Here is a 24,812-nt window from a genome sequence, read left to right as displayed (position 1 = left end):
TTAGGAGGAATAATAATGTTAACTGAGACTTTAAATAAAGAACAAAAATTAGAAAATATTCTTAAAGATATGAACAAAGTAGTTATTGCTTTTTCTGGTGGTGTAGATAGCAGTCTGGTCTTAAAGAAAGCCGTTGATGTATTAGGTCACGCAAATGTTAAAGCAGTTATAGTCAAATCCGAATTATTTAGACATGAAGAATTCAATCAAGCTATTGAATTAGCAAATCAACTTAACGCGCCAATAACAGAGGCTGAAATTGAAGAACTAAAAGACCCTCATATTATTGAAAATACACCTGACAGTTGGTATTACAGCAAGTGTTTATTATATTCAAAACTAGAAGAGTTAAGAAGGGAGTACAACTTTAATTATGTGCTTGATGGCATGATCATGGATGACTTAGATGATTTCAGACCAGGCTTAAAAGCAAGAACAGAATTTAATGTAAGAAGTATATTGCAAGAAGCTGATTTATACAAATCCGAAGTAAGAGAAATTAGTAAGGCTAATGGTTTACCAGTTTGGAATAAACCAGCATTATGTAGTCTTGCCTCTCGTATTCCTTATGGAGAAACATTGAATTTTGCAAAAGTAAATAAAGTCAACGAAGCGGAAAAATATATTTTAAGTTTAGATATTAGCAATGTTAGAGTACGTTATCACCATAATATCGCTAGAGTAGAAGTTAACGATATCGACATTCCAACCGTAGTACAGTATCGAAAACAAATAACACTGCGACTTAAAGAACTAGGCTTTGACTATGTAACGATTGATTTAGAAGGCTATCGCACAGGAAGTATGAACGAAGTCATCGATTCATTAGATGCATATTAAATTTATAAAGGGGGCGTAACTATGACTGACAAGCAAGATTCCCTAGACTCATTGCTTCAAGCTGTTCAATCGAAGCAGCTTTCTGTTGCAGAAGCTAAGACTCAATTAAGTCATTATGACGAATTAGGTTTTGCCAAAATTGATTTGCATAGGAGACAACGGCAAGGCTTTCCAGAAGTTGTTTTTGGCGAAGGAAAAACAGCTTCTCAAATTATAGATATCATCAGCACATTACTCGCACACGATGAGATTATTCTAGTTACAAGGGTCGACTATAACAAAGCACAAAATATTATCGCTAAGTATAGTCATCTTGAATATCATGAAGCAGCGCGTATTATTTGTACTCCTATAAGCAATATTTCAAAATCTAATTATTACACATCTGTGATTTGTGCCGGAACTTCTGATTTACCAGTTGCAGAAGAAGCTGCCATTACTGCTGAGGTAATGGGTATACATGTAAAACGCTTTTATGATGTAGGTGTATCTGGTATCCATCGTTTATTTTCACATATAGAAGCAATTAGACAAAGTAAGGTTTCAATCGTTGTTGCCGGTATGGAAGGTGCCCTTTCAAGTGTAGTATCAGGCTTAGTAGATCATCCAGTCTACTCTGTTCCTACTAGTATAGGTTATGGTGCGAATTTAGAAGGTGTAACAACACTATTATCAATGGTTAATTCCTGTGCACCAGGAACAAGCGTCCTCAATATAGATAATGGCTTTGGTGGTGGCTATAATGCCGCAATGATTATAAAAATGATTGAAGCTCATTAGAAATGGAGTGAATCAATATGCCTAATGCAATTTATTTAGATTGTCATGCAGGTATTGCAGGCGATATGTTGCTATCTGCACTTGTTGATTTAGGTGCAGATATAAATTATATTGAAAAGCATTTAAATGACTTACCCTTAAACAAATTTAAGTTAAACTTTTCTTCACAAAATAAACAAGGTATCCAAGCTACATCACTATCAATCGATTTTGAGCCAGCACATCACCATAGAAAAGCTCAAGATATTTTCATAATGATACGTGAAAGCACTTTGCCTGATAGAGTAAAAGAACGAAGTATCAAAGTATTTGATGTTATTGCACATGCAGAAGCAAAAATTCACGGCATGTCAGTTGAAGACGTACACTTTCATGAAGTAGGTGCAATGGATTCAATCATTGATATTATCGGGAGTTGTTTAGCATTAGAAACCTTAGACATTGATACTTTACTCTCCTCACCGATTCCCACGGGACACGGAAAAATCAATATCGCACATGGTATTTACCCTGTACCCGCACCTGCAACTGCTGAAATACTTAAAGGTATACCGCTTGCCGCTTTTGATGTAGCAAGTGAATTAACGACCCCGACAGGCGCAGGTTTTATTAAAGCATTAGTATCAGAAGTCGGGCCACTACCAAGTGTCACAATGAACGAGATTGGTTACGGTTGTGGTACAAAAGATTTTGATTTTCCAAATATATTACGTGCAGTTCAATTTTCTAAAAAAGAATCGACTCCCTCTCAAGTTCAAGTATTAGAATGCCAACTTGATGACATGACACCAGAAATGCTTGGATTTTTTATGGAACAAGTAATAGACGATGGTGCTTTGGATGCTTATTACACACCTATCACTATGAAGAAAAGTCGTCTAGCTACACAATTAACAGTTATTTGTAGTCTTACACAAGTACAGTATTTCGAAAACTATATCCTTAAATATACGACATCGCTAGGTGTACGAAGTTATACAGTAAACCGAAAAATCTTGTACCGTCAATTTCAGACCGTGCATACAAATTACGGCGCAATATTAGTGAAATTAGGTATGCTGGGTGACAAAGTTATAAAAGCCAAACCTGAATTTGAAGATGTTCGAAATGCTTCAATTCAGTCAGGAATGCCCTTTGCTACCGTTTATAACGATATTCAAACAACTTTACAAAAACACATTAACATTGAAATTGATTAATTCAATATCAATATAAACAAATCTTAATCACAGTTTCATCACAATATTAAATTTAAGGAACATAATAAATATCATTATTGTCATACATTTCTTTAGTCTGAATTAGATCTTTAATCAAACGTAAGACGCACCTCAATTCATTAGTCGAATTGAGGTGCGTTATTTTAACTTATTTCCTACTATTTTATATTTTCTTAAGCACGCATCTAAGTTCAATCACTTATTATTAACAGAAGGTCCTAATTCTATATGGGCACTATCTAGAGCAAGCTCTAATACTTCACTAACTTGAATACTATGTTCTAATTTTTGCATTGCTGTATCAAAGTCTTTCTCTTTAATAATTTCTGCAATTTTTACAAATTCTTCGTACATACGGTGTTCATGCTGATTAACTTGATATGATTGCGTTCCACCATTATTATATTTTAGTTCAAAGGCTTTTAATTCATTTGTAGGACCTTTAATATTTATTGTTGCTTTTTCCCCTTGAATATAAGATTGATTATCTGAATTAGAGTCTTTCGCACCTATACATACAACTTTTATATCGTCATAATCTAATTGTAAAATGCCTGAAGTATCAATATTATTTTCTATATTTGCAAAGTAAGCTACTCCATTAGGTTTACCAAATAGTGCAATTGCCAAATGGATATTGTAAACATTGATATCCATTAAAGCCCCACCACCTTTAGATGGGTCAAATGCAGGTTGGATAATCCCTTTTTTAAAATCATCATACCTTGATGAATACTGCGAATAATTAAATTGCGCAATCTTACTATCTCCTATTTCAAGTAAAGATTGCTTTAATACATCGAAATTACTCAAATACAGGTTAGTAATGGCCTCTATAATAATAACTTGGTGAACTTCAGCTAGAGTCTTTAATTCTAATAATTCTTCTTTCGTTAACGTAAATGGTTTTTCACATATAACATGTTTATGTTGTTTAATTGCCTTACGTGCATAATCAAAATGTAAATGATTCGGCACGGCTAGATAGATAGTATCGATTGTCTCATCTGCTAAAAATGCATCATAATCATCAAAAATATGCTTAATATTAAATTGCTTTTGTAAATTCTCTACATTTTCTGGATTTCTACCTGAAGAAACAAGACTCTGAAAAGTATACGCTGATATTTGCTCCATAACAGGTAACGCTTCTTTAACAATTTTTCCCGCCCCGACAATTCCAAGATTCATAAGTCATTCCCCTTTGTTAATTATTTGTATTCTCTATTTATTTTAATAATTAATTACATAACCATAGTGTACTTTATAGATACATTTAATTCAAAATCAATAATAGAAAATCATTAGATTTGTTTTTAAAATTAATTCAGTGGTATACATATAATATAAAGGTATAAAATTGCATTTTATGTTTTATGCGTAAGGAGGGCTAGAAGATGTCCATATTTTATTTTATAATATTTCTGATAATAGTCGTGGCTTTCTTCCTACTCATCAAGAAACAATATAGGAATGAAGCTTCCGTAAATAAAAGAAAACGCAAACGTGAAAAAAGAGCTGAAAACTATATCAACGAAGCATTCAAAATAGAAAACTTACAGTCTATCAAAGAAACACCACAACACATCACTTTAGTTTATCCTAAAGAAACATTAAACATTAAGCCTGAGAATGTATCTCAAGTTCAATATGTGAACGAAGAAAAAATAGATACTCATTTTGAATTGCCTACCGATATCAAAAGAGAAGAAGTATATGATTATGCACTTCAACACACACATTTTTATATTATGCATGAACGCTACGATAGACTTAAAAAGCAAAATAATAAATAAGTAAAATGAATTAAGTTTGTTCTATATCAAGGGGGTTTATAAATGACGCCAATTGTAAAAGTATATTCAAATGATGAAGAAGTCGAAGTAAATATTAATACACTAAAAGATCAACAAATAAATGCAAAAGATGTCTTTGTATTGTCTCACGACCCTGATAGAACTGAACGAATTGTAAATCATACCGAAGTATCCGGTATTGATTACAACCGTTCTACCGTGGGTGATGAAGTGGCTAAGCAAGGAAGTCAACTGCGTGAAAAACTACAGGTGCTTGGCATTTCTGAAGAAGATTCTTATGAATACGAAGAACTGATGGATCAAGGCAAAGTTTTATTAATCGTTACTGATTCTCGTGCAAGAGATGTCTTATAACACTAATAATATCGAAATAAAAAGCTAAACGACCTTCCACCCAATTTAACGTTTGTGGAAGGTCGTTTTATATACTTTAATTCTTTTTATTAAGACTAAAGTTGATCAAAATTATTTACTTGTATATCAGTTATTTTATCGATTTCTACTTGTTGATCTTTTGGCTCTGTGACATGTAAATACTGTGAATCATCATTGTCCTCTATTGCTTTAACAGTTATTCTCTCATGCTCAACAGTTTCTATAATAATCTCTGAGTTTTTAGATAACGCTTCTTTGATATGATTTTTATTCATACGATATCCTCCTTACGTATCTATCAAGCATTTATAATTGTTATACCCGACATCCGCTTTTCAAAACGATATGGGCATTAACCTACTTCAGACACTTATGAGTAGTAAGTCGTTTGAAAATTATTTTTACAAAATAAATACGAACCAAAATCACGCAAGTTTATTCAATCCCTTAAGGTATAGGACTCACTTTCATATTTTTAATTAACTTAAAATAACGTCCGCTAATTCTTCAGCAGATGTTTTCCCAAAATAGTACGTAACATCTAGCTCATTTAATGCTGCTATAATATCACCTTTGACTACACGTACACCTTGAAGTTGATTCTCAACGTCACTAATATCGCCTTGGCCAAAGAAATCACCATAAATGCGACATGCGGAAATACGGCCATGTTCAACTGCTAAAGAAATATCAATCGTACCTGCTACTAACCGCGCATCTCGATTGTATTCATATCTTGGAGAGCGTCCATAATTCCACTCCCAATTATTGTATTTTTTCTCAAGCATGTCATCAATGACTTCCCAATCTTTATTTGTTAAGTTATAGCGTTTAGCATCACTTAAATCATCAACACCTAACACTTGTTTAACCATTAAATCTTTAAATGTTTCTATTGTTATATTTTGATACTCTGCTGCTAAGTATGGTCTAATACTACCTACACGAGAACGTACCGATTTAATACCTTTAGATTCAATTTTTTTACGGTTCGGTTTTAGTACGTTTACCATAGGCTCATAATCTACATCTAATAATAAAGAGTAACCGCCATAAATCCTGCCTTTGATTAGCGTCATAGCCGCTCCAGATACCTTTTTACCGTTAATCGCTAAATCATTACGCCCACTTTGTTCTACTTCTGTGGCGCCAAGGTGATGTAACGCTTGGATCCCCGGTTCATAGAATTTTTTGAAATTACCATAGATTGTGTCATCTTTTTCTAGAATACAACACATATTCACCGCACCACGGTCTACATAAACCGCTCCGCCTCCTGTATCTCGACGTACAACTTTAATATCTTTTTGTTCTAAATAATCTTGGTTAATTTCTACAGCAGTATTTTGAAAACGACCTATCTCTACTTTAGGATCACAGTAATATGGGAAAAGAATATCTTCATTTAAAAATATATTTTCACTTACATATACTTGCATAGCCAATGCTACAGCACCATCAGTTATATATTCACCATTTCTAATCGGTTCAATTAAATACATAGCTATCTCCTATTTAGTTAATTTTTTATTTGCTTCTAAAATCAATGTTGAAATATCATCAGTTAAATGTATCGTTCTCTCACGGATATCTACTGGGATACGATAAGCTTTTTTATTCAAAGTCATAAATAAGGCGTTTGGATTTTGTTTTGTCATACGTTGAAAAGGATGTTTCACAAATTGTGGCGTCGTGTAGCCAATACCTATTTCTAGATACAGTACTTTAGCTTCTTTATGTGCATTAAGGAATTGATTATAACGCGACAATTGTGCCTCAAAATCTGCATCTTCTACCATTCCAACTTGCGCTTTACGTTTATTTATTTCCATAGGTGCATCACATTTTGGGCAATGTGGCACTAATGTTCTAGGTATCTTCATATTTTCTTGTTGCGCTACCATTTGACGTATCGCATCATCATCACGATAAGTTTGCGCATGACAATGTTGACTACATTGCCACAAAATATACTCTCCTTGAATATGAAAGACTTTCTCTAAATCATAATCTGCCACTGCAAAAGCATTATCAGCATTTGTCGTAATAATATGATAGTCTTTAGTTTCTAAAATTTGTTTTAACGCTACGTAAGATGCGCCGACAGGTTGATCTAAATAATTTAGTGCAATAAAACGACTTTCAAATGCCCAATACTCTTGCCAGCTTTCAAAAGGATGTAGGCTTGCTTGCAACATATCAAAAAAACCATATTTAGCTATAAAATCAGGAAAGTGTTGCGTGAACCTTTCTCCAATATATGTAAACCCATCTGCCGCAGACATACCTGCTCCAACACCTACTACGACAGCCTCTGCTTCTTGTAATGCATCTGCTAATTGGTCAGCTTGTTGCTCATATACTGTCGTTAAAGCATCCCACGTTGACTCAGTCATTCTGTTTCAATCCTTCCTTGTACAACTTTAAATCTGTATTAGTAAATACATTAAATACCACGTTGATATCTGATTGATAAGTTCGTTTATAATTTAATACCGTATCTATAGCGATACGAGAAGCTTCTGCTTGAGGAAAACCAAAAACGCCTGTAGAGATGCAACAGAAAGCAATGCTAGCTAATTGATGAGCATCAGCTATTTCCAAACAACTTTGATAGCATCGTGCAAGTAAATCACGATTCATTTGTGACACTGGTGTCTTACGTATTTGTGGTCCTACTGTATGAATTACATAATTTGCTGGTAAATTATAAGCACCTGTAATTTTTGCCTTACCTACACCTTCACATTTCCCCTGTCTTTCGATTAGCTCTGCACATGCTAAACGCAACTGTACACCTGCTTTTGTATGAATGATGTTATCTATACAATTATGATTAGGTTCAAAACAACCTAGAAACTGACTATTAGCGGCGTTCACAATGCCATCTACTTGTAATTGCGTAATGTCACCTTGCCATAAATAAATATCGTTGCCTAAATATGGTGTTAATGACGTTATATTAGTCACTTGCTGGTTATTATATTGAATTAACAATGCATCTTGTACATCAATAAATTCTTTAGATATATCTTTGGCTGGCCTTACATTTATTAGACTCCTAAACATATCCCACCGTGCTTGTTCCGTATCAGGTAAGTCTAATATTTTATCTCCATTTTCCTCTTGCCATAAATATTCAATCAAATACCCTAAGCGTTCTACCTGTTGCATATATTATGCCTCTGGAAGTGCATCAAAGGCTGCTTCATCAACGTTTTCTAATTTTACTAACCAGTTTTCATCTGGTTTTTCAGAATTTAAAAGCGTCGGTTCATCTTCTGCCTTAGTATTACGCGCCACAATTTTACCTGCTAATGGTGATTGCACATCTAAAACTGTTTTTGAAGCTTCGATACTGACAATTTCATCATCAACTGTAATATCATCTTCACCCATAAATGCCACATAACCAACAGTTCCAACATCGTCTTGTAGTTCTGGTGTCATTCTATAAACATATTGTTCTCCAATTTTTTCTATCCATAAGTAATTTGCTAATTTTTTCATTTATATCTTCCTTTCTTTGATTATAAATTCATTTGTGCAATCAATTCTATTGTACGACTCCGATTTTCGATACCTGGTATCAAAGGGACAATCATAAGTTCGTCTGCATCAAACGTCTCTATTATTTGCTTTAGTTGAGTTTGAACAGTTGCTTTTGTTCCTATGACCATACGTGCACGATTTTGTTTAATTAATTGCTCATCTCGTTCTGATTTTTGATAATTTTGAGCTGTTGTTATTGACGGCATTCGTTTAAATTCTGCAAATTGTTTTTTGCCTAAAAGCCAAACATCTAATGATTGTGCTAACGATTGTGCGTGCACTTCACTATCAGCAACTATGGTAAATACTGTGACCATAACTGTAGGATCCATGTTCAACTTCGTGTGTTTGAATGACTTTCTATAAGTTTGAACACTTGCTATGGCATTTTGAATAGCCTGTGCACTAGGAAGTAAGAACGTCCCTAATGTATAACCCATGCCTACTTCACCAGCCATTTTTGCAGATGTAACACTTGTACTTAACAACCACATTTCAGGAACTGTCGCAACACTTGGTTGTGCTATGACATTATCTAATCGCTGTTCAGTATTATTTTCAATTAAATAGTCTCTCACATCTGATATAGACTGCGCGTAGTCTAAAAAATAAGACTTCGTCTCATTGAGTGCTTTCTTCACGCTAGATGTCCCTGGATTGTTACCAATGCCTAAATCGACTCTTCCTGGGTAAAAAGCTTCCAACAATCGAAAGTTTTCCGCCACTTTAAAAGGACTATAATGTGGTAACATCACACCACCCGATCCCAACCGTATATGTCTTGTCTTAGCTAATAATTGCATCATCAACAACTCCGGACTTGCACAGGCAAACGCCGGTACATTATGGTGCTCGGTGATCCAAAATCGTTTATAACCTAATTCATCTGCTAATTGCGCTAACTTCACGGTATCTTGCAAAGCATCTTGTGCCGTTTGACCTTCATCAATGACAGCATAATCTAATATGTTCAATTGCACCACGTTTACATTCACTCCCGTCATACCACATATATGCGTCTGCATCTCTATATTTATTACATATGGCCATGTAATATTAGTTTATATCCAGTCAAAGTATCACATTCAATACATATTACTCTCACTTTATAGAATAACGGATATAGAAAATTTTTGTTATATTTTGCTTATAAAATGCTGAAATTTCTTGTTTAATTGACCATTCTGTCACATTAGTGTTAATTTAAAATTACATATTACAACAAAGAACGAGGTCAAAGCTATGACAAATAATTTTGATTCACTTTTCAAAACACTTATATTACCTAACGGCATTAAATTAAATAATCGTTTTGTACTTTCACCTATGACGACTAATTCCTCCACACAAAATGGGCATATTACAGAACAAGACTTGCGTTATGCACAAAGGCGTTCGCATGCAGCACCTCTTCAAGTAACTGGAGCAGCTTATATAGAACCATATGGTCAACTATTTGAATACGGTTTTAGTATTATAGATGATAGCTGTATACCAGGTTTAAAAAAACTAGCTACTGCCATGAAACAAGATGGCAATAAAGCCATTTTGCAACTTACACATGCAGGTAGATTTTCAAACCAAGCTATTTTAAATTTCAGCCAAGTATATGGCCCTAGCCCTATGTCATTACATTCACCTATCGAACATGAAGTCTTAGCAATGTCACAAACAAAGATTGACGCTGTCATTAAACAATACGCAGATGCAACTTCACGTGCCATACAAGCTGGATTTGATGGCGTTGAAATCTCTGCAGCACAACGTCTACTCATCCAAACATTTTTCTCTACATTCTCTAATCAACGTACGGATCAATATGGCTCACAAAACCTTAAAAATCGTGCGCGTATTGGCTTAGAGATATTAAATGCTGTGCAATCTGTTATTGATAAGGAGGCGCCATCTAACTTTATTCTAGGTTATCGTGCCACACCAGAAGAAACACGTGGCAGCGACGTTGGTTATACAATTGATGAATTCAACCAACATCTAGACTGGATTTTAGAGATAGCAGATATACAATATTTAGCAATTGCTAGTTGGGGGCGTCAAATTTACCAAAACAAGGTTCGTTCAGATGGTAGCTATAAGGGGCAATTTGTAAATGCAGTTGTTCATGATTACCTAAGGGGTAGAGTACCTGTGATTGCGAGCGGTGGAATTAATTCTCCTGAAAGTGCGTTGGATGCATTGAAACATGCTGATATGGTTGGTATGTCTTCACCTTTTGTAACAGAGCCCGATTTCGTAACGAAATTAGCAAATGGTACTCCAGAAAAAATCAATTTACATGTCACTTTAGAAGATATAGATGAATTAGCTATCCCGTATGCAGCATTTAAAGATATCGTAAAGATGATGGATTACGGTGAGGGCTTAAATAAAGAAACACGAGACGAACTACGTAAGCTTGAAAAAAATTATGACCAAGTAGAATATACTGAAGTGGAAAAAAGAGCGGAAACATAAGACCATTATTTGATCTTATGTTTCCGCTTCTTTTAAGTTAAGATGCTAGTTATAAATCTAGCATACATGTATAAATTTTAATCTACTTTTCCATATTAGCCGTTTTGCTTAGCAAATGCCTGACCTATCGCATTTAATTTATGAGGTGCATCATGCACATCCATTTTCACTTCTATAAAATGCATTCTGTCAGGTTGTGCTTCGACTTGAAGCAATACCTTTTGGAATTCTTCACTCGTGTTGACATCATATGTGCACACTTGTTCTTTACCACCAAAGACAGTTGGTAATAATTTATAGTCCCACATTTTAATATCGTTATACATTGCATTTTCGCCATGAATTTTACGTTCCACTGTATATCCATCGTTATTAATAACAAATATAACTGGTTTAATTTCTTCTCTTATCATCGTAGATATAGCTTGCACAGTTAATTGTAACGAACCGTCACCAATTAATAATAAGTTTCTACGATTAGGGTCAGCCAATTGTGAACCTAAAGTCGCAGGTAAAGTATAACCAATAGATCCCCACAATGGTTGCCCTATGAATTTATTATGTTGATTTAATGCTAAATCATACGCTCCAAAGAAAGAAGTTCCTTGTTCAGCTATAATTACATCTTCTTCTTTAATAAAATCCTGCATCATTTTGAAGTAAGTTTCTTGTGTTAAAGGGTCATCATTCAAATCATAATCATGCGCACTTGGACGCTGATATTTCGGAAAATCCATGTGATTTACATAATTAAGTTTATTTAATCCAGCTAGCAAATCTACTAACGATACATCCGTATCTTTCGTTTCATTCATTTTAAAATTATGATGATTAATCATTACTACATCATCAATATCAAATTGATATGAATAACCGGCTGTGGCTGAATCTGTCAATTTTGCACCGATATTTAAAATTGCATCACTTTGGTCTACATAGTCTCTAATGGCTTTATCTGCTAATTCGCCATCATAAATCCCCATATAATATGGGCTTTCCTCATTAAATGCGCCTTTACCTAATGATAATTGTGCAACTGGAATATGAGTCTGTGCTACGAATTTTTCTAATTCTTCATGTAACCCAAAACTGTTAATTTCGTGACCAGTGATGATCACCGGTTGATCCGCACTTTGTAATTTTTCCATTATCATTTGCATATGTTTCGAAACGTCTCTGTGTTGATGCTCTGCTAGTTCAAAAGATGATGCTAATTCTATCTCCGTATTCGCTACATCAATTGGTAAGTGAATATGGACCGGTCTCTTTTCAAAGAGTGCAGCGCTTATCACCCTTGGAATTTCTGATTGTGCATTTTCAGGTGTGATATACGCTTGTGTTGTTGTAATGGAAGCATACATATTTCTATAGTCATCAAAACGTCCCTCACCTAGGGAATGATGCACATATTTACCAGCCTGTTCAACGGCACGTGTCGGTGCGCCCGTAATTTGAATAACTGGTACACGTTCTGCATATGACCCTGCAATACCGTTTACGGCACTTAGCTCTCCTACACCAAATGTCGTTACCATAGCAGCAATGCCTTTCAACCGTGCATAACCATCTGCAGCATAACTTGCATTTAATTCATTCGTATTGCCAATCCATTCTAAGTCATCATGACTAATAATGTCATCTAGAAAAGTAAGGTTAAAGTCTCCTGGTACACCAAACACTTTATCTACACCAACATTGCTCAAACAGTCCATTAGATATTGTCCTACACGTTTTTTCATTTTCATTTCCCCTTTTACTCTATATCTAATACACTTCAAATTTAACTTATAATACAATAAAGGTCAACAATATTGACTTTTATTATGTGAATCTTTCCAAGATCGCTCACTTACATATCAACTCGATTAAAGGTTAACACCGTATTGACGCATATAAAAGATATTATAAAATTCTATGATTACAATTAAATTTCGATATTCTTTCTTGAAAAGTTACATAATTAAAAAAACATCTAGTTAAAATACTAATCATGTTTCCTACTTAAAATTAAAAATTCCGAGACATCTAATGATGTCCCGGAACACTATTTATGCGATGAAATTTAGTTTTTCAGTTTCATGAAGCGTTGTATTGATACAACACTTCATTTTAGAAAGCTTTGGACCTATTAACGTTAACTGGATATTATACTAACTTTTTAATCTTTCATATCGTCTTTCAAATATTTTACCTCTTGAAATCCTGTACGATACGAAGCAAATTCTTCCATGATTGCATACCAATCATTTCCTACTTTTTTTTGAATGTCTCTAAATAAATCATTCTGTGCTTTGTTTAATTCACGAACTAATTTCGTACCTTTTTCGGTAGGATAAAGGGCTTTGATTCGTTTATCGGCTTCAGTCTGTTTTTCAATAATAAACGCTTCATCTTTAAGTTTTTTCAAAGTTGCGTGACTACCCTGCTTAGATATTTCCATGCTTTTTAAGAGATCTTTGATTGTAATACCTGGGACTTTCTCTATAAAAAACAGAAATCTGTGATGTTGTCTATTCAAACCATAATCTTCAATTATTTCATCTGCCGTATTTATAAATGTTTTATACGCAAAGTAAAATAACAAATTTTCATAATCATTATTATTTCCTTCCATTCATACTCACATTCCTTATCTATATTGATCACTTTTATTATAATCGCTTTACCTTTTTCCTAGGAAATATATACAATATAACCATTATACTTTTATGATTATAACAGACTTACTACTGGATTAATTCGTTATAAATCATTAAGTCTCTCTATACATCTAAATAAAATGATAATCACTTATATATCAATAAAATTTCAGCCCTTTCATTTTATATAATTCATTATTTTTGTATTCAACTCATAATTAAAAAAGGACCATTGCTCCTAAATTGGTAGCAATAGTCCTTTCGCTAATAAAACAAAAACTAATTTAATTTTTAATTATTTCTTATTTTCTGAGTCAATTTTATTAGAGAATTTTTCAAGTTGTTTCTCGGCAAATGACTTACCACCAATACCAAACGCAATTGCAAATGCTACTGCTACAGCACCTAAAATTAATAAGAATGCTACGTTAACAATACTTTGCGCAAAGTTTAGCTGATCTAAAGTCATAAATACAGAAACAATGATGACTAAGTATTTTACAATTTCAGCCAACATACCATTTCCAGTTGATTTATTAATTAGTTTTGCTACTAAATTACCACCGATTAATCCTAGTGCTAAAATGATTGCAGCAGAAATAACAAGAGGTAAGTAACCGATAATCGCTTCACCAATTTGATTTAATACAGATAAATTAACTGTACTAAGCGCTTGTACCGTAAAGAATAAGCCTATTAGCGTAGTGATTACCCAACCAGCTGCTACTGGAATATCTATGCTGTCTTCATTTTTTCCAAAATTAACATATTGATTAAACTTACTTACATTTAAGCTTGATAATATGTTTTTTACTAATGTACCTAAAACTTTTGCAATAAATAAACCAATTACTAATATAACTACTGCAACAATTATTTTAGGTGAAAAGTTAAGTATACTGCTCATCATACCTTTAATAGGTTTAGATACTGATTGCATATTTAATGAATCAAACACTGATGGTAAGAATAGTAAGAATACTAGGAAGTATGCTAACTTACCAAAGGTTTGTATCAAACCTGCTGACTCAGACTTTCCGCTTTCTGCATCTACTAAGCCTTTTTCTTGTAACCAGGACTCAAAACCTAATGCGCCCAGTCCTTTGATTATGATATTCTTCACAATTACTGCAATAATCCAAGCAATAAGTAAGAATATTAATGCACCTATGATATTTGGGATAAAACTTATAACGCTATCAAGCGCTCCCATTAAAGAATCTAAAATTTTACTCATGTAAATTGCCCCCTTTTTTGGACAAATACCCTAGAAAAATAAAAATAATCATATTTATATATTTTTTTAAAAATAAGTTTGTAAATTAAGATAATTACACGCACCATTTATTTATCAAACGCCAATTAAACAAATTGCTTAATATCTAAATATAAATTAAGCGAACCATCTTTTAAATTAATCTTTTAATTATTTTTTATAACTATTAATCTTCTATAACGTCTAGACCTTCACTTCTCAATTGTTTAATTCCTGCTACCATCTGGCTGATTTCTTCTTTAGAATGACTTTCCCATGAAGCTAATTCTGCAACAATTTTCAATGGTTCAGTAGAACGATACGAACGCGTTGGGTTGCCAGGAAACTTCTTATCTGTAACATTGGGATCATCTTCAAACTCTCCTAGTGGTTCTACGATATAAATGTGTGCATCTGCTTCTTCTTTAGCTAAAGCTACAGCCAATTCTGCGCCCCATTTTGCTGCTTCTAATGTTCCTGTAAAATAAATATGATTCATTATGCGGTCTTGGTAATTAGATTTATGCAAAGGCTTCAATAAATCACCTATCTGCAACTGAACTTTTGTGCCATGTAAATATAAATCTTGTTCAAATGCTTGCTTTTGATTTTCCATAAAATAGTTTCCCCATATTCCACTAAAGTGTCTTACTATTATATGTGCCAATTAATAAAAGAAGTAGTCTATAATATTTATTTTTCATATAGTATAATTAACACAAAGGGAATATTTAACTGCAATTATTAAACATATATCCAACAATATCATACATAGTTTTAAATAAAATGAGGATACAAAATCACATTACCATTTTGTACCCTCATACTTATTATATGTCGATGAATTAACTATTTAAATGAACTAATTCATCCGCTTTATCTGTGAAGACCCCGTCCACGCCCCAATTAGCTAATTGGTTTGCTCTCATTTTATTATTTACTGTCCATACATTTAATTCATAGCCAGCATCTTTTATTGCGCGAACACGATTTTTTGTAAGCTTTGCATCTTCAATATTAACAATTGTTGATCCACAAAAATCTAAAAGCGTTCTCCAGTCTCCTTGAAACGCTGCCGCTTTGAATATAACTGCTCGTTTGTATGCTGGCATATGTTCTTCTGCTAATTTTACTAAATAAACATTAAAACTAGATATCAATACATTTAAGCTTTTATCTAAGTCTTTTAATTTTTCAGCTACTTGCTGAACCATACTTAAAGATAAATCACTACCATTACTACCAGTCACGCCCTTTAACTCAATGTTTAAATTCATTTGATATTTATTAGCAAATGCTATTATTTCATCAAAAGTCGGTAATTTTTCATCTTTAAATTTTGAACCAAACCAATTACCTGCAGAAGCATGCTTGATTGCTTCATACTCCAATTGTGTAATTTCACCAACTATATCTGTAGTTCTATCTAAAAAGTCATCGTGAATGATAACGAGTTGTTCATCCTTTGTAATTGCAACATCTAGTTCCACCCATTTTAATCCTGTCACTTTTGCTGCGGCTTCAAATGCCGCTATAGTATTTTCAGGTGCTTTACTTGATAATCCTCTATGTCCATATATAGTAAACATCTCATCTTCCTTTTCAAATAGATTTTAGTGTAATTATGATATTTCCTTTAAGATATTACAAATAATCTAAATCCTTTATTAGAGTTATTCACTTAGTTTATAAAAATATGACTTAACAAAAATCGCCTTTGATACCTTTCTAAAGGTATTCAAAGACGACTAATTAATTATTTATTATGCTTTTGAATTTACGTATGATGTAGGATCAACTGAATATTGATTACCTACACCACCTTGCATACGTTGGAAGTGCAAGTGAGGAGCAGTAGAGTTACCCGTACTACCTGACGCACCAATTTGTTGTCCTTCTTTAACTTGCTGTCCTTTTTGAACATTTAAAGAATTCATATGCATATACCATTGATAGTTATTACTATTTTTTTCTTGGATAGTAACTTGGTTACCACCACCATAATTACTCCAACCACTTTGAATTACTGTTCCATCAGTTAATGAATAAACTGGTGTATTTTCAGACATAGCGTAATCGACACCATAGTGTGCACCGCCACCATGATATTGACCGTATGGTTGTAATTGACGATTTTTAGTTAACCAATTTGATGAATTTGAATTGCTTGTTGAATTTGAATCCGATGTATTGTTTGAAGTACTTTGACTTGTTGAACTTTGTGTTGATGCATTAGTTGTGTCATTTGATGTCGCATTCTGTTGTACATTTTGTTCACCATTACCGTCATTACGTGTATAACCACTATTGTAATCTACGTTTGATTTTGCTTGTGATGTTGCTTGTTCTGATGAAGTTTGAGCAGAAACTTCGTCTGAACTATTTATGTTTTGTGTATCATTTTGATTATTATTTTGGTTTACATCATAACCATCTTTTTGAACTTCTTCGTGACTTTGGTTAGCAGAATAATTGTTATCATTATTTACTGGTGCATTTGTATCTCCAGTTTGATTACTCATCGGGAAATAAAAATAATGATAATTTCCTTCACCATCAATTAAATAGAAATAATATTGTTGTTGATCAAACATAGATTGATCCCATTTACCATCTAACGTGTGATGATAATTACCGCTAGTATCTTGATCAATATAACCATAGTTAAAAATACTATTAGAAGACTGGTTACTTGAATATTGTGAATTAGATTGATCATTTTCTGATGCTTGCGCCTCTCCTTGTGCTATGCCAATTGCTCCCAATGACAATGTAGCAATCGTTGCTGTAACAAACTTTTTCATAATTAATAAATCCTCCCAAAATTTTTCTTAAGCTAATATATCAGATGAGATGATTTAATAGAATAGTAGACATCGTTTTTTAATTTACTGGTAATTATTTTGAGATAGCTGTAATTATTTTGAATATTCCTAATATGACACATCATCAGTTTGTAATAATAAAATAAGTCATACTTCTTTCATTTGGAAAATTATATGTAAGAATATCATCAATTGTTTCATTCATTGAGTTATATTATTTGAAGACTTTTATCAAAATATCATGTTCATTTAAAAATAATATATTTTTTATATTATTAATTACATGCTACGATAAACACATCAACTAATAAGTGAGGATATGACATTGAATAATTTAAACAACAACTATGTAGCAAAAGGTTCAAAAGATTATATTAAGATTATTGTTGCACTCTTTATTTCTGGTTTTACTATCTTTTCAATCTTATATAGTGTTCAACCATTGATTCCACATTTTACAAAATCCTTTAATATTAGTGAAACTACTGCGAGTTTAGCGTTATCAGCAGCAACTATTACCTTAGCTATTGCTATGTTATTTTTTGGTGCACTATCCGAAGTTTTAGGGCGTAAATCTATCATGATTTTTTCAGTTACATCTGTTACGCTCTTAGCATTAGTTCAACCCTTTGTGACAGACTTTAATACCTTCCTCATTATAAGATTGATACAAGGTGTATGTTTAGCAGGATTACCCTCTATAGCTATGGCTTATATTGGTGAAGAAATTTCACCACATAACTTGCCTGAAGCCATGGGTATTTATATAAGTGGGAATGCCTTTGGAGGAGCTTTTGGCCGTATATTCACAGGATTTATTTCAAGTATTTATGGGTATCAAATCGGACTTTTATCTATCGCAACAATTAGCGTCATCGCCACTATAATGTTCATAGTTTTAATACCTAAGTCTAAACATTTTGAAAAACAACCTTTTTCTGTAAAAACATTACTAATTAGTTATTATAATCATTTAACAAACATCCGATTACTCAAACCCTTTATGATAGGCTTTTTATTACTTGGTTGTAACATAGCCGCATTTAATTATATTGGTTTTGAATTAGCCAATAAGCCGTACAATTTGCATGATAGTGTCATTAGCTTTGTTTATTTACTATTTTTAATAGGCATGATTTCCTCGATTTTAAATGCAAAATTACGTACTAAATTAGGTACTTTAAACGCGTTAAAATTTAGCGTTTTATTATTAATTGTCGGTATAAACATTACTTTATTGTCACCCCTATATTTTAAAATTATTGGCTTAGCCTTTAGCGTCTATGCATTTTTTAGTGGGCATGCAATCTCAAGCGCAGTAGTTACCAGTCGTGCAGAAGACCATAAAGCCCAAGCTTCTAGCCTATACTTATTGTTCTATTATATGGGGTCATCTGTTGGCGGCACTTTGGCCGGTGTATTTTACAACTATATTCAATGGTCTGGCGTAGTTTTAATGATTACAATTTTTATGATTATTGCCTTTACCATTGCTCTTACTATTAAACAAAAATAGACCTGGAAATCTATGTTTTAAGATTTCCAAGTCTATTTTGTTATTTACATTCAAACTTTTACTGTTCTGTTGTCGATGCTATTTGTGCTTCAAATTCATCAAGTAACTTACGAGCCTCATCAGTTGTATTTGTGCTCATTAACTGGTATCTTAATTCACTAGCACCTCTAATACCGCGTACGTAAATTTTAAAGAATCTACGTAAAGGCTTAAATAAACGTGATTCCTTTTTTGAATATTTGTCGAACAGGTCAAGGTGTAATCTTAATAATCCTAAAAGTTCTTCACTTGTATGTTCTCGTGGTTCTTTTTCAAATGCATAAGGGTTATGGAAAATACCGCGCCCAATCATTACGCCATCAATTCCATACTTTTCGGCAAGCTCAAGTCCCGTTTTTCTATCTGGGATATCTCCATTAATTGTTAACAATGTATCAGGTGCAATCTCATCACGGAGTTTTTTAATTTCTCCAATTAATTCCCAATGCGCATCTACTTTGCTCATCTCTCTTCGTGTACGAAGATGAATAGATAGGTTAGCAATATCCTGTTCAAATACATGTTTCAACCAGTCTCTCCACTCATCTATTTCAGAATAACCGAGTCTTGTTTTCACACTTACTGGCAGGCCGCCTGCTTTTGCTGCTTGAATGATTTCAGCTGCAGTTTCAGGTCGTTGTATTAAGCCTGAACCTTTACCCTTAGTTGCAACATTTGCTACTGGACACCCCATATTCAAATCGATACCTTTAAAACCCATCTCAGCCATACCGATACTCATTTCACGAAAATGCTCAGGTTTATCTCCCCAAATGTGAGCGACCATTGGCTGCTCATCTTCCGTAAATGTTAAGCGACCACGTACGCTGTGTATGCCCTCAGGATGGCAAAAACTTTCTGTATTCGTAAATTCAGTGAAAAATACATCAGGTCGTCCAGCCTCACTTACAACATGACGAAAGACAACATCTGTCACATCTTCCATAGGTGCTAAAACAAAAAATGGACGTGGTAATTCACGCCAAAAATTTTCTTTCATATATATTTAAACCTTCTTATCTATTATTATCTCGAATTTTTATCCATGACGATATTACCACAAAAAGTCAACTTACACAAAAGGATAATGATTCATATAAATCTTGTAAAGCTTCATCCTATTCGTTATTACATCAAAGAATTTAAAAATTAATGCTCTAATATTAAATCCCTTTATACTTGCCATATATTATTATATTTTCAAGCAAAAGATTTATACATGCAACAAACAAATCGAGACATCTATATGCCTCGATCTTTGAAAATTAAATAGCTTTTAAACTGCTATAAAATAAATGAATATAATCAAATTTAATAAAAATAGTACAATCGCTGGCATTGCTTTTGTAACTGGATCTTTTCCTAAAAGAATATGTGACAGCGCACCAGCCAACATAGTTAAACCTATTAATGCACTGGCAAATAGTGCCAATGGGCTATAGAAAATACCGATTAGCATTGCTATAGCTCCAATAAACTCAAATGCTCCAGTGATTTTATTAAAAATAGATGGGTACCCAAATCGTGCAAATTCTTGTTTCATCTCACCAGAAAAGATTTTAACTCCCGTCATGATAAAGAATAAACCTAGAATCACTTGCAATATTAAGATAATAATTCCCATACAACCATCCCTCCTTTAATCGTGCTCTATCGACTTACTAAACCAGATATAATGTAAGGTGTGACACGTTTAATATAAGACTCGGCCGAAATATCACTAAAACTTTCACACCATTTTTCAGAAGCTCTATAAATACTTGCACTTAACATGCTCGCTGCTAATTGACGCGTAGCTTCATCCTCAAAATTCTCCTCAGCCAATAACCGTAACAACACACGTTCAATATGTTCTTGAATAATATTACCAATAGTTTCAGGATAACTTCTATGGCATCTTCGGCTTAAAGATAGTTGAAATTCTGCTACAATTTCAAAAATATACGCAAGCGTTGCTTCATTTAATTTCTTTTGCTCAAAATACTCATAATTCAAATTAATTAATAACTCTTCTGCGAGCGCTTTATCTAATAAATCATATATATCACTAAAATGATAATAGAATGTAGCTCTATTGATAAGTGCCTCTTTGGTAATGTCTTTTACTGTTATATTTTTAAAATCCTTTTCATCAGACAATTTAATAAAAGCTTGCATGATAGATTTTCTAGTTTTGATTACGCGTAAGTCTGATTTTGATTCTACCATTCGACAGCCTCATTTCCCTCCAACAATGAAGTATAGATGTTGAATATCCGACATTATTGACAAGTTGTTGGTATTTTTAAATCATATTACTGATTATTATAAAACTATATTAGTTTTAATTAAACTTTGGAGGTCAAATTATGGAGAAAAATATGGTATGCGATATTTATTCAGGCGTATGTAAACCTAGTGATGCAAATAAAGTAGAAACAATTAACTTAAATACAAACTCTGCTAAACAGACTTTGTATTATGTTACGGATCCTATATGTTCTCATTGTTGGGCATTTGAGCCAACTTTAAATAAACTATTAGTACAATATGGGCATTTATTTAATTTTCAAATGGTCATGGGCGGACTATTAGAAGAATGGGGAGACGGACCTATAGACCCAGCGAATGGCATTTTCAAACCGGCAGATGTTACACCACACTGGCAAGAAGTAGGACAGTATTCACGTATGCCGATCGATGGCACAATTATGGAACTAGATCCTGTTCAATCCTCATATCCGGTATCACGCATTTATAAAGCAATTCAACATTTAGACTCACCTACAGCTGCAATAAAATTTATTAGGTTAGTAAGAGAATCATTATTTGTTTTTAACCAGAATATTTCTGATGAACATATACTTAAATCACTACTACAACAATTTTATAAAAATGAAGCAACAGTTCGTGTAGAAGATATTTTAGCTTTATCAAACAGTGACAAAGGAAAAAAATTACTTCTTGAAGATTTTGATTTAATTCATAAATTAGGGGTTCGAGGTTTTCCAACTATAGTACTGTTAAACAATGATAATCGTGGCACTAAAATCGTAGGTGCAAGAGAACTCAGCGTATATGTAGATACACTTAAAAATTTAAATACATCTAGTGAAATTGTTCCAAAACCTTTACCAGATTTATCATTATATTTAAATTCTCATCCAAGGTTATTTTCTAAGGAAATTGAAGTAATGTATAATTTACAAAAAGAAAATGTGCCAGAATTCATGCAACAATATTTAAATCATTCTAACTACACTACTCAAAATATATTAGGCGAAAACTATTACGAAAGCGTTTTAAATTAAGTTGACTCAATTTAAATAAGAATTAAGGAAACAACCAAAATCGTAGATTTAATTTTGGTGTTTCCTTTTTAATCTCATTGAATATTCTATTTTATTATGAACTAATTACGTTTTGTAATGAGCATCTATTTTTAAAGATGTAAACTATACATTCAAATACTTATCATAATCAAATGTTTCAATACTATTGGTAACAACAACACTTGTATCAAGATTAAATTTAAGATATCTACTCACTTCACAAACGGCGTTAACTTGCAAATTTTCTATTTCATTCATCTCAAGTAATATAAAGCGAAGTGAGTCTGAGTGATAATTGGATTGAGCAAGTAGTTTCTCAATACTCTCTAATAATAATGCCTTATAATTCTCTCCAGAAATAGGAACTACTCTAGAATTAATTGGTTCTTTATTTTTATTTCTTAAATAGAATAATGTATTGCCTCTACTATACTGTATAATAATAAACATAATAAGTTCCCCAATTCTAACATTATATTATTTATTATTATACTGTACACATTTAGCGCAATTTATAAACAAGATAAATTAAATTTACAACAATTTTTTAAAATAAACCTGTTGGCTTCGTATCATAACTAACTAATAAATTTTTAGTTTGTTGGTAGTGTTCTAACATCATTAAATGATTTTCTCTACCAATACCACTCATTTTATAACCACCAAAAGCAGCATGCGCCGGATAAGAATGATAATTATTAACCCATACTCTTCCAGCTTGGATGCCTCTACCAGCACGATATGCTATATTCTGGTTTCTTGTCCAAATACCAGCGCCTAATCCATAAATTGTATCATTTGCCATGGCTAATGCCTCATCGTTATCTTTGAAGGTTGCTACCGACAATACTGGCCCAAAAATTTCTTCTTGGAAAACACGCATATTTTGATTACCTTTAAAAATAGTAGGTTCAATATAAAAACCATTTTTTAAATTCTCATTCTCTTTTCTCACATTACCACCAACAAGTATTTCTGCACCTTCGTCTTTACCTATATCTAAGTATTTCTTAATTTTTTCTTGTTGTTCATTGGAGGTCTGTGCACCTACCATTGTTGTATCATCTAACGGGTTTCCTAGCTTTATTTTATTTACTTTATCAATACATAATTTTATAAATTCATCATAAATATCTTCATGAATCAATGCTCTAGAAGGACATGTACAAACTTCACCTTGATTTAAGGCAAACATAACTAATCCTTCTACTGCTTTATCTAAGAATTCATCGTCTTCATCCATAATATCCTTATAAAATATATTCGGTGATTTGCCTCCTAATTCTAGAGTTACTGGTATCACATTGTCACTGGCATTCTTCATAATAATCTTACCTGTTGTTGTTTCACCGGTAAAAGCAACTTTATTAATCTCTTTATGTGTGGCAAGTGCTTCACCAGTTTCATTACCAAACCCATTTACGATATTTATTAATCCTTTTGGTAAAATATCTTCAATTATTTCAATAAAATGTAAAATAGACACAGGTGTTTGTTCTGCTGGTTTAAGAACTACAGCATTTCCAGTCACTATAGCAGGGGCAATTTTCCAAGTTGCCATAAGTAATGGGAAATTCCATGGAATAATTTGTCCGATGACTCCTAGTGGTTCTTTATAATGATAAGCAACTGTATCATTATCTATTTGTGAAATACCACCCTCTTCGGCACGTATCACGCCTGCAAAATATCTAAAATGATCTACAACTAAAGGTAAGTCTGCAGCAAGTGTTTCTCTAACAGGTTTACCGTTATCAAAAGTTTCGATAACTGCTAAGTATTCTAAATTCTCTTCTACGCGATCCGCAATATCTAATAAAAGTTGTGATCTTTCGGCTAATGACTTTTTCCCCCACTCAACTTGTGCTTTTTTAGCAGCTTTTACTGCTAAATCGACATCTTTTTGTGAAGACCTAGGAACTTTTGTATAATTTTCACCAGTAATTGGCGAAATATTATCAAAAAATTCACCTTCCTGTGGCTCCGTCCAACTTCCATCAATAAAATTACTATATTGCTCTTTCACTTTATATTCTGCATTACTTTCATTTGGATTTGTATAAATCATATAAATACCTCCTTTATATTGTCATATACCCTTCAAATTTTTGTGTAAGCGCTTAAATTATTAACTGTAAAAGAAGAAGTATTTAATGCTTTGCCACAAGGGT

Annotated in this window: 26 protein-coding genes; 8 read left to right on the top strand and 18 right to left on the bottom strand. The window is 33.0% G+C overall.

The genetic code is table 11. From position 1 onward, the window contains the following. Positions 1–15: 15 nt before the first annotated feature. Genes larE through larC form a run of 3 tightly spaced genes read left to right on the top strand, consistent with a single transcriptional unit; the run spans position 16 to position 2,819 of the window. Entirely contained in the window at positions 16–840 is an 825-nt protein-coding gene (larE, locus tag ACM591_RS02250; protein WP_038679227.1) for an ATP-dependent sacrificial sulfur transferase LarE, read from the top strand. A gap of 21 nt (positions 841–861) precedes the next feature. Continuing rightward, complete coding sequence (larB, locus tag ACM591_RS02245; protein ID WP_029378059.1) at positions 862–1,620, top strand: nickel pincer cofactor biosynthesis protein LarB; 759 nt, start codon at positions 862–864, stop codon at positions 1,618–1,620. A 17-nt stretch (positions 1,621–1,637) separates the two neighbouring features. Then, entirely contained in the window at positions 1,638–2,819 is a 1,182-nt protein-coding gene (gene larC / locus ACM591_RS02240) for a nickel pincer cofactor biosynthesis protein LarC (protein WP_326026697.1), read from the top strand. Positions 2,820–3,035: 216 nt separating this feature from the next. Here larC and ACM591_RS02235 read toward each other — a convergent pair whose 3' ends face one another. Beyond that, the gene (locus tag ACM591_RS02235) at positions 3,036–4,031 is read right to left on the bottom strand and encodes a Gfo/Idh/MocA family protein (RefSeq protein ID WP_029378057.1); all 996 of its coding nucleotides are present in this window, start codon (positions 4,029–4,031) and stop codon (positions 3,036–3,038) included. A gap of 206 nt (positions 4,032–4,237) precedes the next feature. On the opposite strand from ACM591_RS02235, the gene ACM591_RS02230 reads away from it, so the two are divergent. After that, positions 4,238–4,636 (top strand): hypothetical protein, encoded by a 399-nt coding sequence (locus ACM591_RS02230; RefSeq protein WP_029378056.1) that lies wholly within the window; start codon positions 4,238–4,240, stop codon positions 4,634–4,636. 42 nt (positions 4,637–4,678) lie between these two features. Beyond that, entirely contained in the window at positions 4,679–5,011 is a 333-nt protein-coding gene (locus ACM591_RS02225) for a general stress protein (RefSeq protein ID WP_029378055.1), read from the top strand. 95 nt (positions 5,012–5,106) lie between these two features. Here the strand turns inward: ACM591_RS02225 and ACM591_RS02220 are convergent, their stop codons facing one another. The 6 genes from ACM591_RS02220 to ACM591_RS02195 all read right to left on the bottom strand — a co-directional run bounded on the left by ACM591_RS02220 (position 5,107) and on the right by ACM591_RS02195 (position 9,567). After that, a complete protein-coding gene (locus ACM591_RS02220) occupies positions 5,107–5,307 on the bottom strand; it encodes a hypothetical protein (RefSeq protein ID WP_029378054.1) in 201 nt (66 codons plus the stop codon). A gap of 204 nt (positions 5,308–5,511) precedes the next feature. Continuing rightward, a complete protein-coding gene (locus ACM591_RS02215; protein ID WP_029378053.1) occupies positions 5,512–6,534 on the bottom strand; it encodes a lipoate--protein ligase in 1,023 nt (340 codons plus the stop codon). A gap of 9 nt (positions 6,535–6,543) precedes the next feature. Beyond that, a complete protein-coding gene (locus ACM591_RS02210; protein WP_326007963.1) occupies positions 6,544–7,428 on the bottom strand; it encodes an NAD-dependent deacetylase in 885 nt (294 codons plus the stop codon). Then, the gene (locus tag ACM591_RS02205) at positions 7,421–8,206 is read right to left on the bottom strand and encodes a protein-ADP-ribose hydrolase (RefSeq protein ID WP_099265772.1); all 786 of its coding nucleotides are present in this window, start codon (positions 8,204–8,206) and stop codon (positions 7,421–7,423) included. The genes ACM591_RS02210 and ACM591_RS02205 overlap by 8 nt, the downstream gene beginning before the upstream one ends. 3 nt (positions 8,207–8,209) lie before the next feature. After that, positions 8,210–8,542, bottom strand: coding sequence for a glycine cleavage system protein H (locus ACM591_RS02200; protein WP_029378050.1), 333 nt, complete (start codon positions 8,540–8,542; stop codon positions 8,210–8,212). Between the two features lie 20 nt (positions 8,543–8,562). Beyond that, positions 8,563–9,567: an LLM class flavin-dependent oxidoreductase gene (locus ACM591_RS02195; protein WP_029378049.1), complete on the bottom strand. Its 1,005-nt coding sequence runs from the start codon at positions 9,565–9,567 to the stop codon at positions 8,563–8,565. Positions 9,568–9,826: 259 nt separating this feature from the next. Here ACM591_RS02195 and ACM591_RS02190 point away from each other — a divergent pair, with 259 nt between their 5' ends. Then, the gene (locus ACM591_RS02190) at positions 9,827–11,056 is read left to right on the top strand and encodes an NADH-dependent flavin oxidoreductase (protein ID WP_418354416.1); all 1,230 of its coding nucleotides are present in this window, start codon (positions 9,827–9,829) and stop codon (positions 11,054–11,056) included. A gap of 95 nt (positions 11,057–11,151) precedes the next feature. Here ACM591_RS02190 and ACM591_RS02185 read toward each other — a convergent pair whose 3' ends face one another. The 6 genes from ACM591_RS02185 to ACM591_RS02160 all read right to left on the bottom strand — a co-directional run bounded on the left by ACM591_RS02185 (position 11,152) and on the right by ACM591_RS02160 (position 17,754). Further along, positions 11,152–12,795, bottom strand: a complete 1,644-nt coding sequence (locus ACM591_RS02185; protein ID WP_069796980.1) for an alpha-keto acid decarboxylase family protein — start codon at positions 12,793–12,795, stop codon at positions 11,152–11,154. 419 nt (positions 12,796–13,214) lie between these two features. Continuing rightward, the gene (locus ACM591_RS02180; RefSeq protein ID WP_029378046.1) at positions 13,215–13,670 is read right to left on the bottom strand and encodes a MarR family winged helix-turn-helix transcriptional regulator; all 456 of its coding nucleotides are present in this window, start codon (positions 13,668–13,670) and stop codon (positions 13,215–13,217) included. A 320-nt stretch (positions 13,671–13,990) separates the two neighbouring features. Continuing rightward, positions 13,991–14,932 (bottom strand): mechanosensitive ion channel, encoded by a 942-nt coding sequence (locus ACM591_RS02175; RefSeq protein WP_029378045.1) that lies wholly within the window; start codon positions 14,930–14,932, stop codon positions 13,991–13,993. A gap of 205 nt (positions 14,933–15,137) precedes the next feature. Next, positions 15,138–15,566, bottom strand: coding sequence for an NAD(+)--rifampin ADP-ribosyltransferase (arr, locus tag ACM591_RS02170; protein WP_029378044.1), 429 nt, complete (start codon positions 15,564–15,566; stop codon positions 15,138–15,140). A 229-nt stretch (positions 15,567–15,795) separates the two neighbouring features. Beyond that, positions 15,796–16,539 (bottom strand): glycerophosphodiester phosphodiesterase family protein, encoded by a 744-nt coding sequence (locus ACM591_RS02165; RefSeq protein ID WP_029378043.1) that lies wholly within the window; start codon positions 16,537–16,539, stop codon positions 15,796–15,798. 174 nt (positions 16,540–16,713) lie between these two features. Next, positions 16,714–17,754, bottom strand: a complete 1,041-nt coding sequence (locus ACM591_RS02160; RefSeq protein WP_029378042.1) for a M23 family metallopeptidase — start codon at positions 17,752–17,754, stop codon at positions 16,714–16,716. A 346-nt stretch (positions 17,755–18,100) separates the two neighbouring features. On the opposite strand from ACM591_RS02160, the gene ACM591_RS02155 reads away from it, so the two are divergent. Beyond that, positions 18,101–19,291 carry an MFS transporter gene (locus ACM591_RS02155; protein ID WP_135059179.1) on the top strand — a complete coding sequence of 397 codons (1,191 nt, stop codon included), beginning with the start codon at positions 18,101–18,103 and terminating at the stop codon, positions 19,289–19,291. Between the two features lie 58 nt (positions 19,292–19,349). Here ACM591_RS02155 and ACM591_RS02150 read toward each other — a convergent pair whose 3' ends face one another. The 3 genes from ACM591_RS02150 to ACM591_RS02140 form a co-directional block, all read right to left on the bottom strand. Further along, positions 19,350–20,330 carry a tRNA dihydrouridine synthase gene (locus ACM591_RS02150; protein WP_418354415.1) on the bottom strand — a complete coding sequence of 327 codons (981 nt, stop codon included), beginning with the start codon at positions 20,328–20,330 and terminating at the stop codon, positions 19,350–19,352. 276 nt (positions 20,331–20,606) lie between these two features. Then, positions 20,607–20,954 (bottom strand): DoxX family protein, encoded by a 348-nt coding sequence (locus ACM591_RS02145; RefSeq protein ID WP_029378039.1) that lies wholly within the window; start codon positions 20,952–20,954, stop codon positions 20,607–20,609. 26 nt (positions 20,955–20,980) lie between these two features. Continuing rightward, the gene (locus tag ACM591_RS02140) at positions 20,981–21,538 is read right to left on the bottom strand and encodes a TetR/AcrR family transcriptional regulator (RefSeq protein ID WP_029378038.1); all 558 of its coding nucleotides are present in this window, start codon (positions 21,536–21,538) and stop codon (positions 20,981–20,983) included. A gap of 140 nt (positions 21,539–21,678) precedes the next feature. On the opposite strand from ACM591_RS02140, the gene ACM591_RS02135 reads away from it, so the two are divergent. Next, positions 21,679–22,620 (top strand): DsbA family protein, encoded by a 942-nt coding sequence (locus ACM591_RS02135; RefSeq protein WP_418354414.1) that lies wholly within the window; start codon positions 21,679–21,681, stop codon positions 22,618–22,620. A gap of 144 nt (positions 22,621–22,764) precedes the next feature. Here ACM591_RS02135 and ACM591_RS02130 read toward each other — a convergent pair whose 3' ends face one another. Together ACM591_RS02130 and ACM591_RS02125 are read right to left on the bottom strand one after the other, a co-directional pair. Then, positions 22,765–23,091, bottom strand: coding sequence for a hypothetical protein (locus ACM591_RS02130; RefSeq protein ID WP_029378036.1), 327 nt, complete (start codon positions 23,089–23,091; stop codon positions 22,765–22,767). A gap of 97 nt (positions 23,092–23,188) precedes the next feature. Then, positions 23,189–24,709, bottom strand: a complete 1,521-nt coding sequence (locus ACM591_RS02125; protein ID WP_058625928.1) for an aldehyde dehydrogenase family protein — start codon at positions 24,707–24,709, stop codon at positions 23,189–23,191. Positions 24,710–24,812 lie beyond the last annotated feature (103 nt).

Origin of the sequence: Staphylococcus sp. Ze2 (assembly GCF_048568365.1) — a bacterium.
Taxonomy (GTDB): domain Bacteria; phylum Bacillota; class Bacilli; order Staphylococcales; family Staphylococcaceae; genus Staphylococcus; species Staphylococcus xylosus.
Note: the sequence above shows the minus strand (reverse complement) of the source record. Positions and strands in the feature narration are given on the sequence as shown.

Excerpts from the sequence above, each read along its gene's own strand:
- ACM591_RS02140 (WP_029378038.1), bottom strand. The coding sequence starts at position 21,538 with ATGGTAGAATCAAAATCAGACTTACGCGTAATCAAAACTAGAAAATCT.
- ACM591_RS02165 (WP_029378043.1), bottom strand. The coding sequence starts at position 16,539 with ATGTTTACTATATATGGACATAGAGGATTATCAAGTAAAGCACCTGAA.
- ACM591_RS02175 (WP_029378045.1), bottom strand. The coding sequence starts at position 14,932 with ATGAGTAAAATTTTAGATTCTTTAATGGGAGCGCTTGATAGCGTTATA.
- larE (WP_038679227.1), top strand. The coding sequence starts at position 16 with ATGTTAACTGAGACTTTAAATAAAGAACAAAAATTAGAAAATATTCTT.
- ACM591_RS02200 (WP_029378050.1), bottom strand. The coding sequence starts at position 8,542 with ATGAAAAAATTAGCAAATTACTTATGGATAGAAAAAATTGGAGAACAA.
- ACM591_RS02235 (WP_029378057.1), bottom strand. The coding sequence starts at position 4,031 with ATGAATCTTGGAATTGTCGGGGCGGGAAAAATTGTTAAAGAAGCGTTA.
- larB (WP_029378059.1), top strand. The coding sequence starts at position 862 with ATGACTGACAAGCAAGATTCCCTAGACTCATTGCTTCAAGCTGTTCAA.
- ACM591_RS02225 (WP_029378055.1), top strand. The coding sequence starts at position 4,679 with ATGACGCCAATTGTAAAAGTATATTCAAATGATGAAGAAGTCGAAGTA.
- larC (WP_326026697.1), top strand. The coding sequence starts at position 1,638 with ATGCCTAATGCAATTTATTTAGATTGTCATGCAGGTATTGCAGGCGAT.
- ACM591_RS02125 (WP_058625928.1), bottom strand. The coding sequence starts at position 24,709 with ATGATTTATACAAATCCAAATGAAAGTAATGCAGAATATAAAGTGAAA.
- ACM591_RS02135 (WP_418354414.1), top strand. The coding sequence starts at position 21,679 with ATGGAGAAAAATATGGTATGCGATATTTATTCAGGCGTATGTAAACCT.
- ACM591_RS02180 (WP_029378046.1), bottom strand. The coding sequence starts at position 13,670 with ATGGAAGGAAATAATAATGATTATGAAAATTTGTTATTTTACTTTGCG.
- arr (WP_029378044.1), bottom strand. The coding sequence starts at position 15,566 with ATGGAAAATCAAAAGCAAGCATTTGAACAAGATTTATATTTACATGGC.
- ACM591_RS02215 (WP_029378053.1), bottom strand. The coding sequence starts at position 6,534 with ATGTATTTAATTGAACCGATTAGAAATGGTGAATATATAACTGATGGT.
- ACM591_RS02220 (WP_029378054.1), bottom strand. The coding sequence starts at position 5,307 with ATGAATAAAAATCATATCAAAGAAGCGTTATCTAAAAACTCAGAGATT.
- ACM591_RS02230 (WP_029378056.1), top strand. The coding sequence starts at position 4,238 with ATGTCCATATTTTATTTTATAATATTTCTGATAATAGTCGTGGCTTTC.
- ACM591_RS02160 (WP_029378042.1), bottom strand. The coding sequence starts at position 17,754 with ATGAAAAAGTTTGTTACAGCAACGATTGCTACATTGTCATTGGGAGCA.
- ACM591_RS02145 (WP_029378039.1), bottom strand. The coding sequence starts at position 20,954 with ATGGGAATTATTATCTTAATATTGCAAGTGATTCTAGGTTTATTCTTT.
- ACM591_RS02205 (WP_099265772.1), bottom strand. The coding sequence starts at position 8,206 with ATGCAACAGGTAGAACGCTTAGGGTATTTGATTGAATATTTATGGCAA.
- ACM591_RS02150 (WP_418354415.1), bottom strand. The coding sequence starts at position 20,330 with ATGAAAGAAAATTTTTGGCGTGAATTACCACGTCCATTTTTTGTTTTA.
- ACM591_RS02210 (WP_326007963.1), bottom strand. The coding sequence starts at position 7,428 with ATGACTGAGTCAACGTGGGATGCTTTAACGACAGTATATGAGCAACAA.
- ACM591_RS02190 (WP_418354416.1), top strand. The coding sequence starts at position 9,827 with ATGACAAATAATTTTGATTCACTTTTCAAAACACTTATATTACCTAAC.
- ACM591_RS02185 (WP_069796980.1), bottom strand. The coding sequence starts at position 12,795 with ATGAAAAAACGTGTAGGACAATATCTAATGGACTGTTTGAGCAATGTT.
- ACM591_RS02130 (WP_029378036.1), bottom strand. The coding sequence starts at position 23,091 with ATGTTTATTATTATACAGTATAGTAGAGGCAATACATTATTCTATTTA.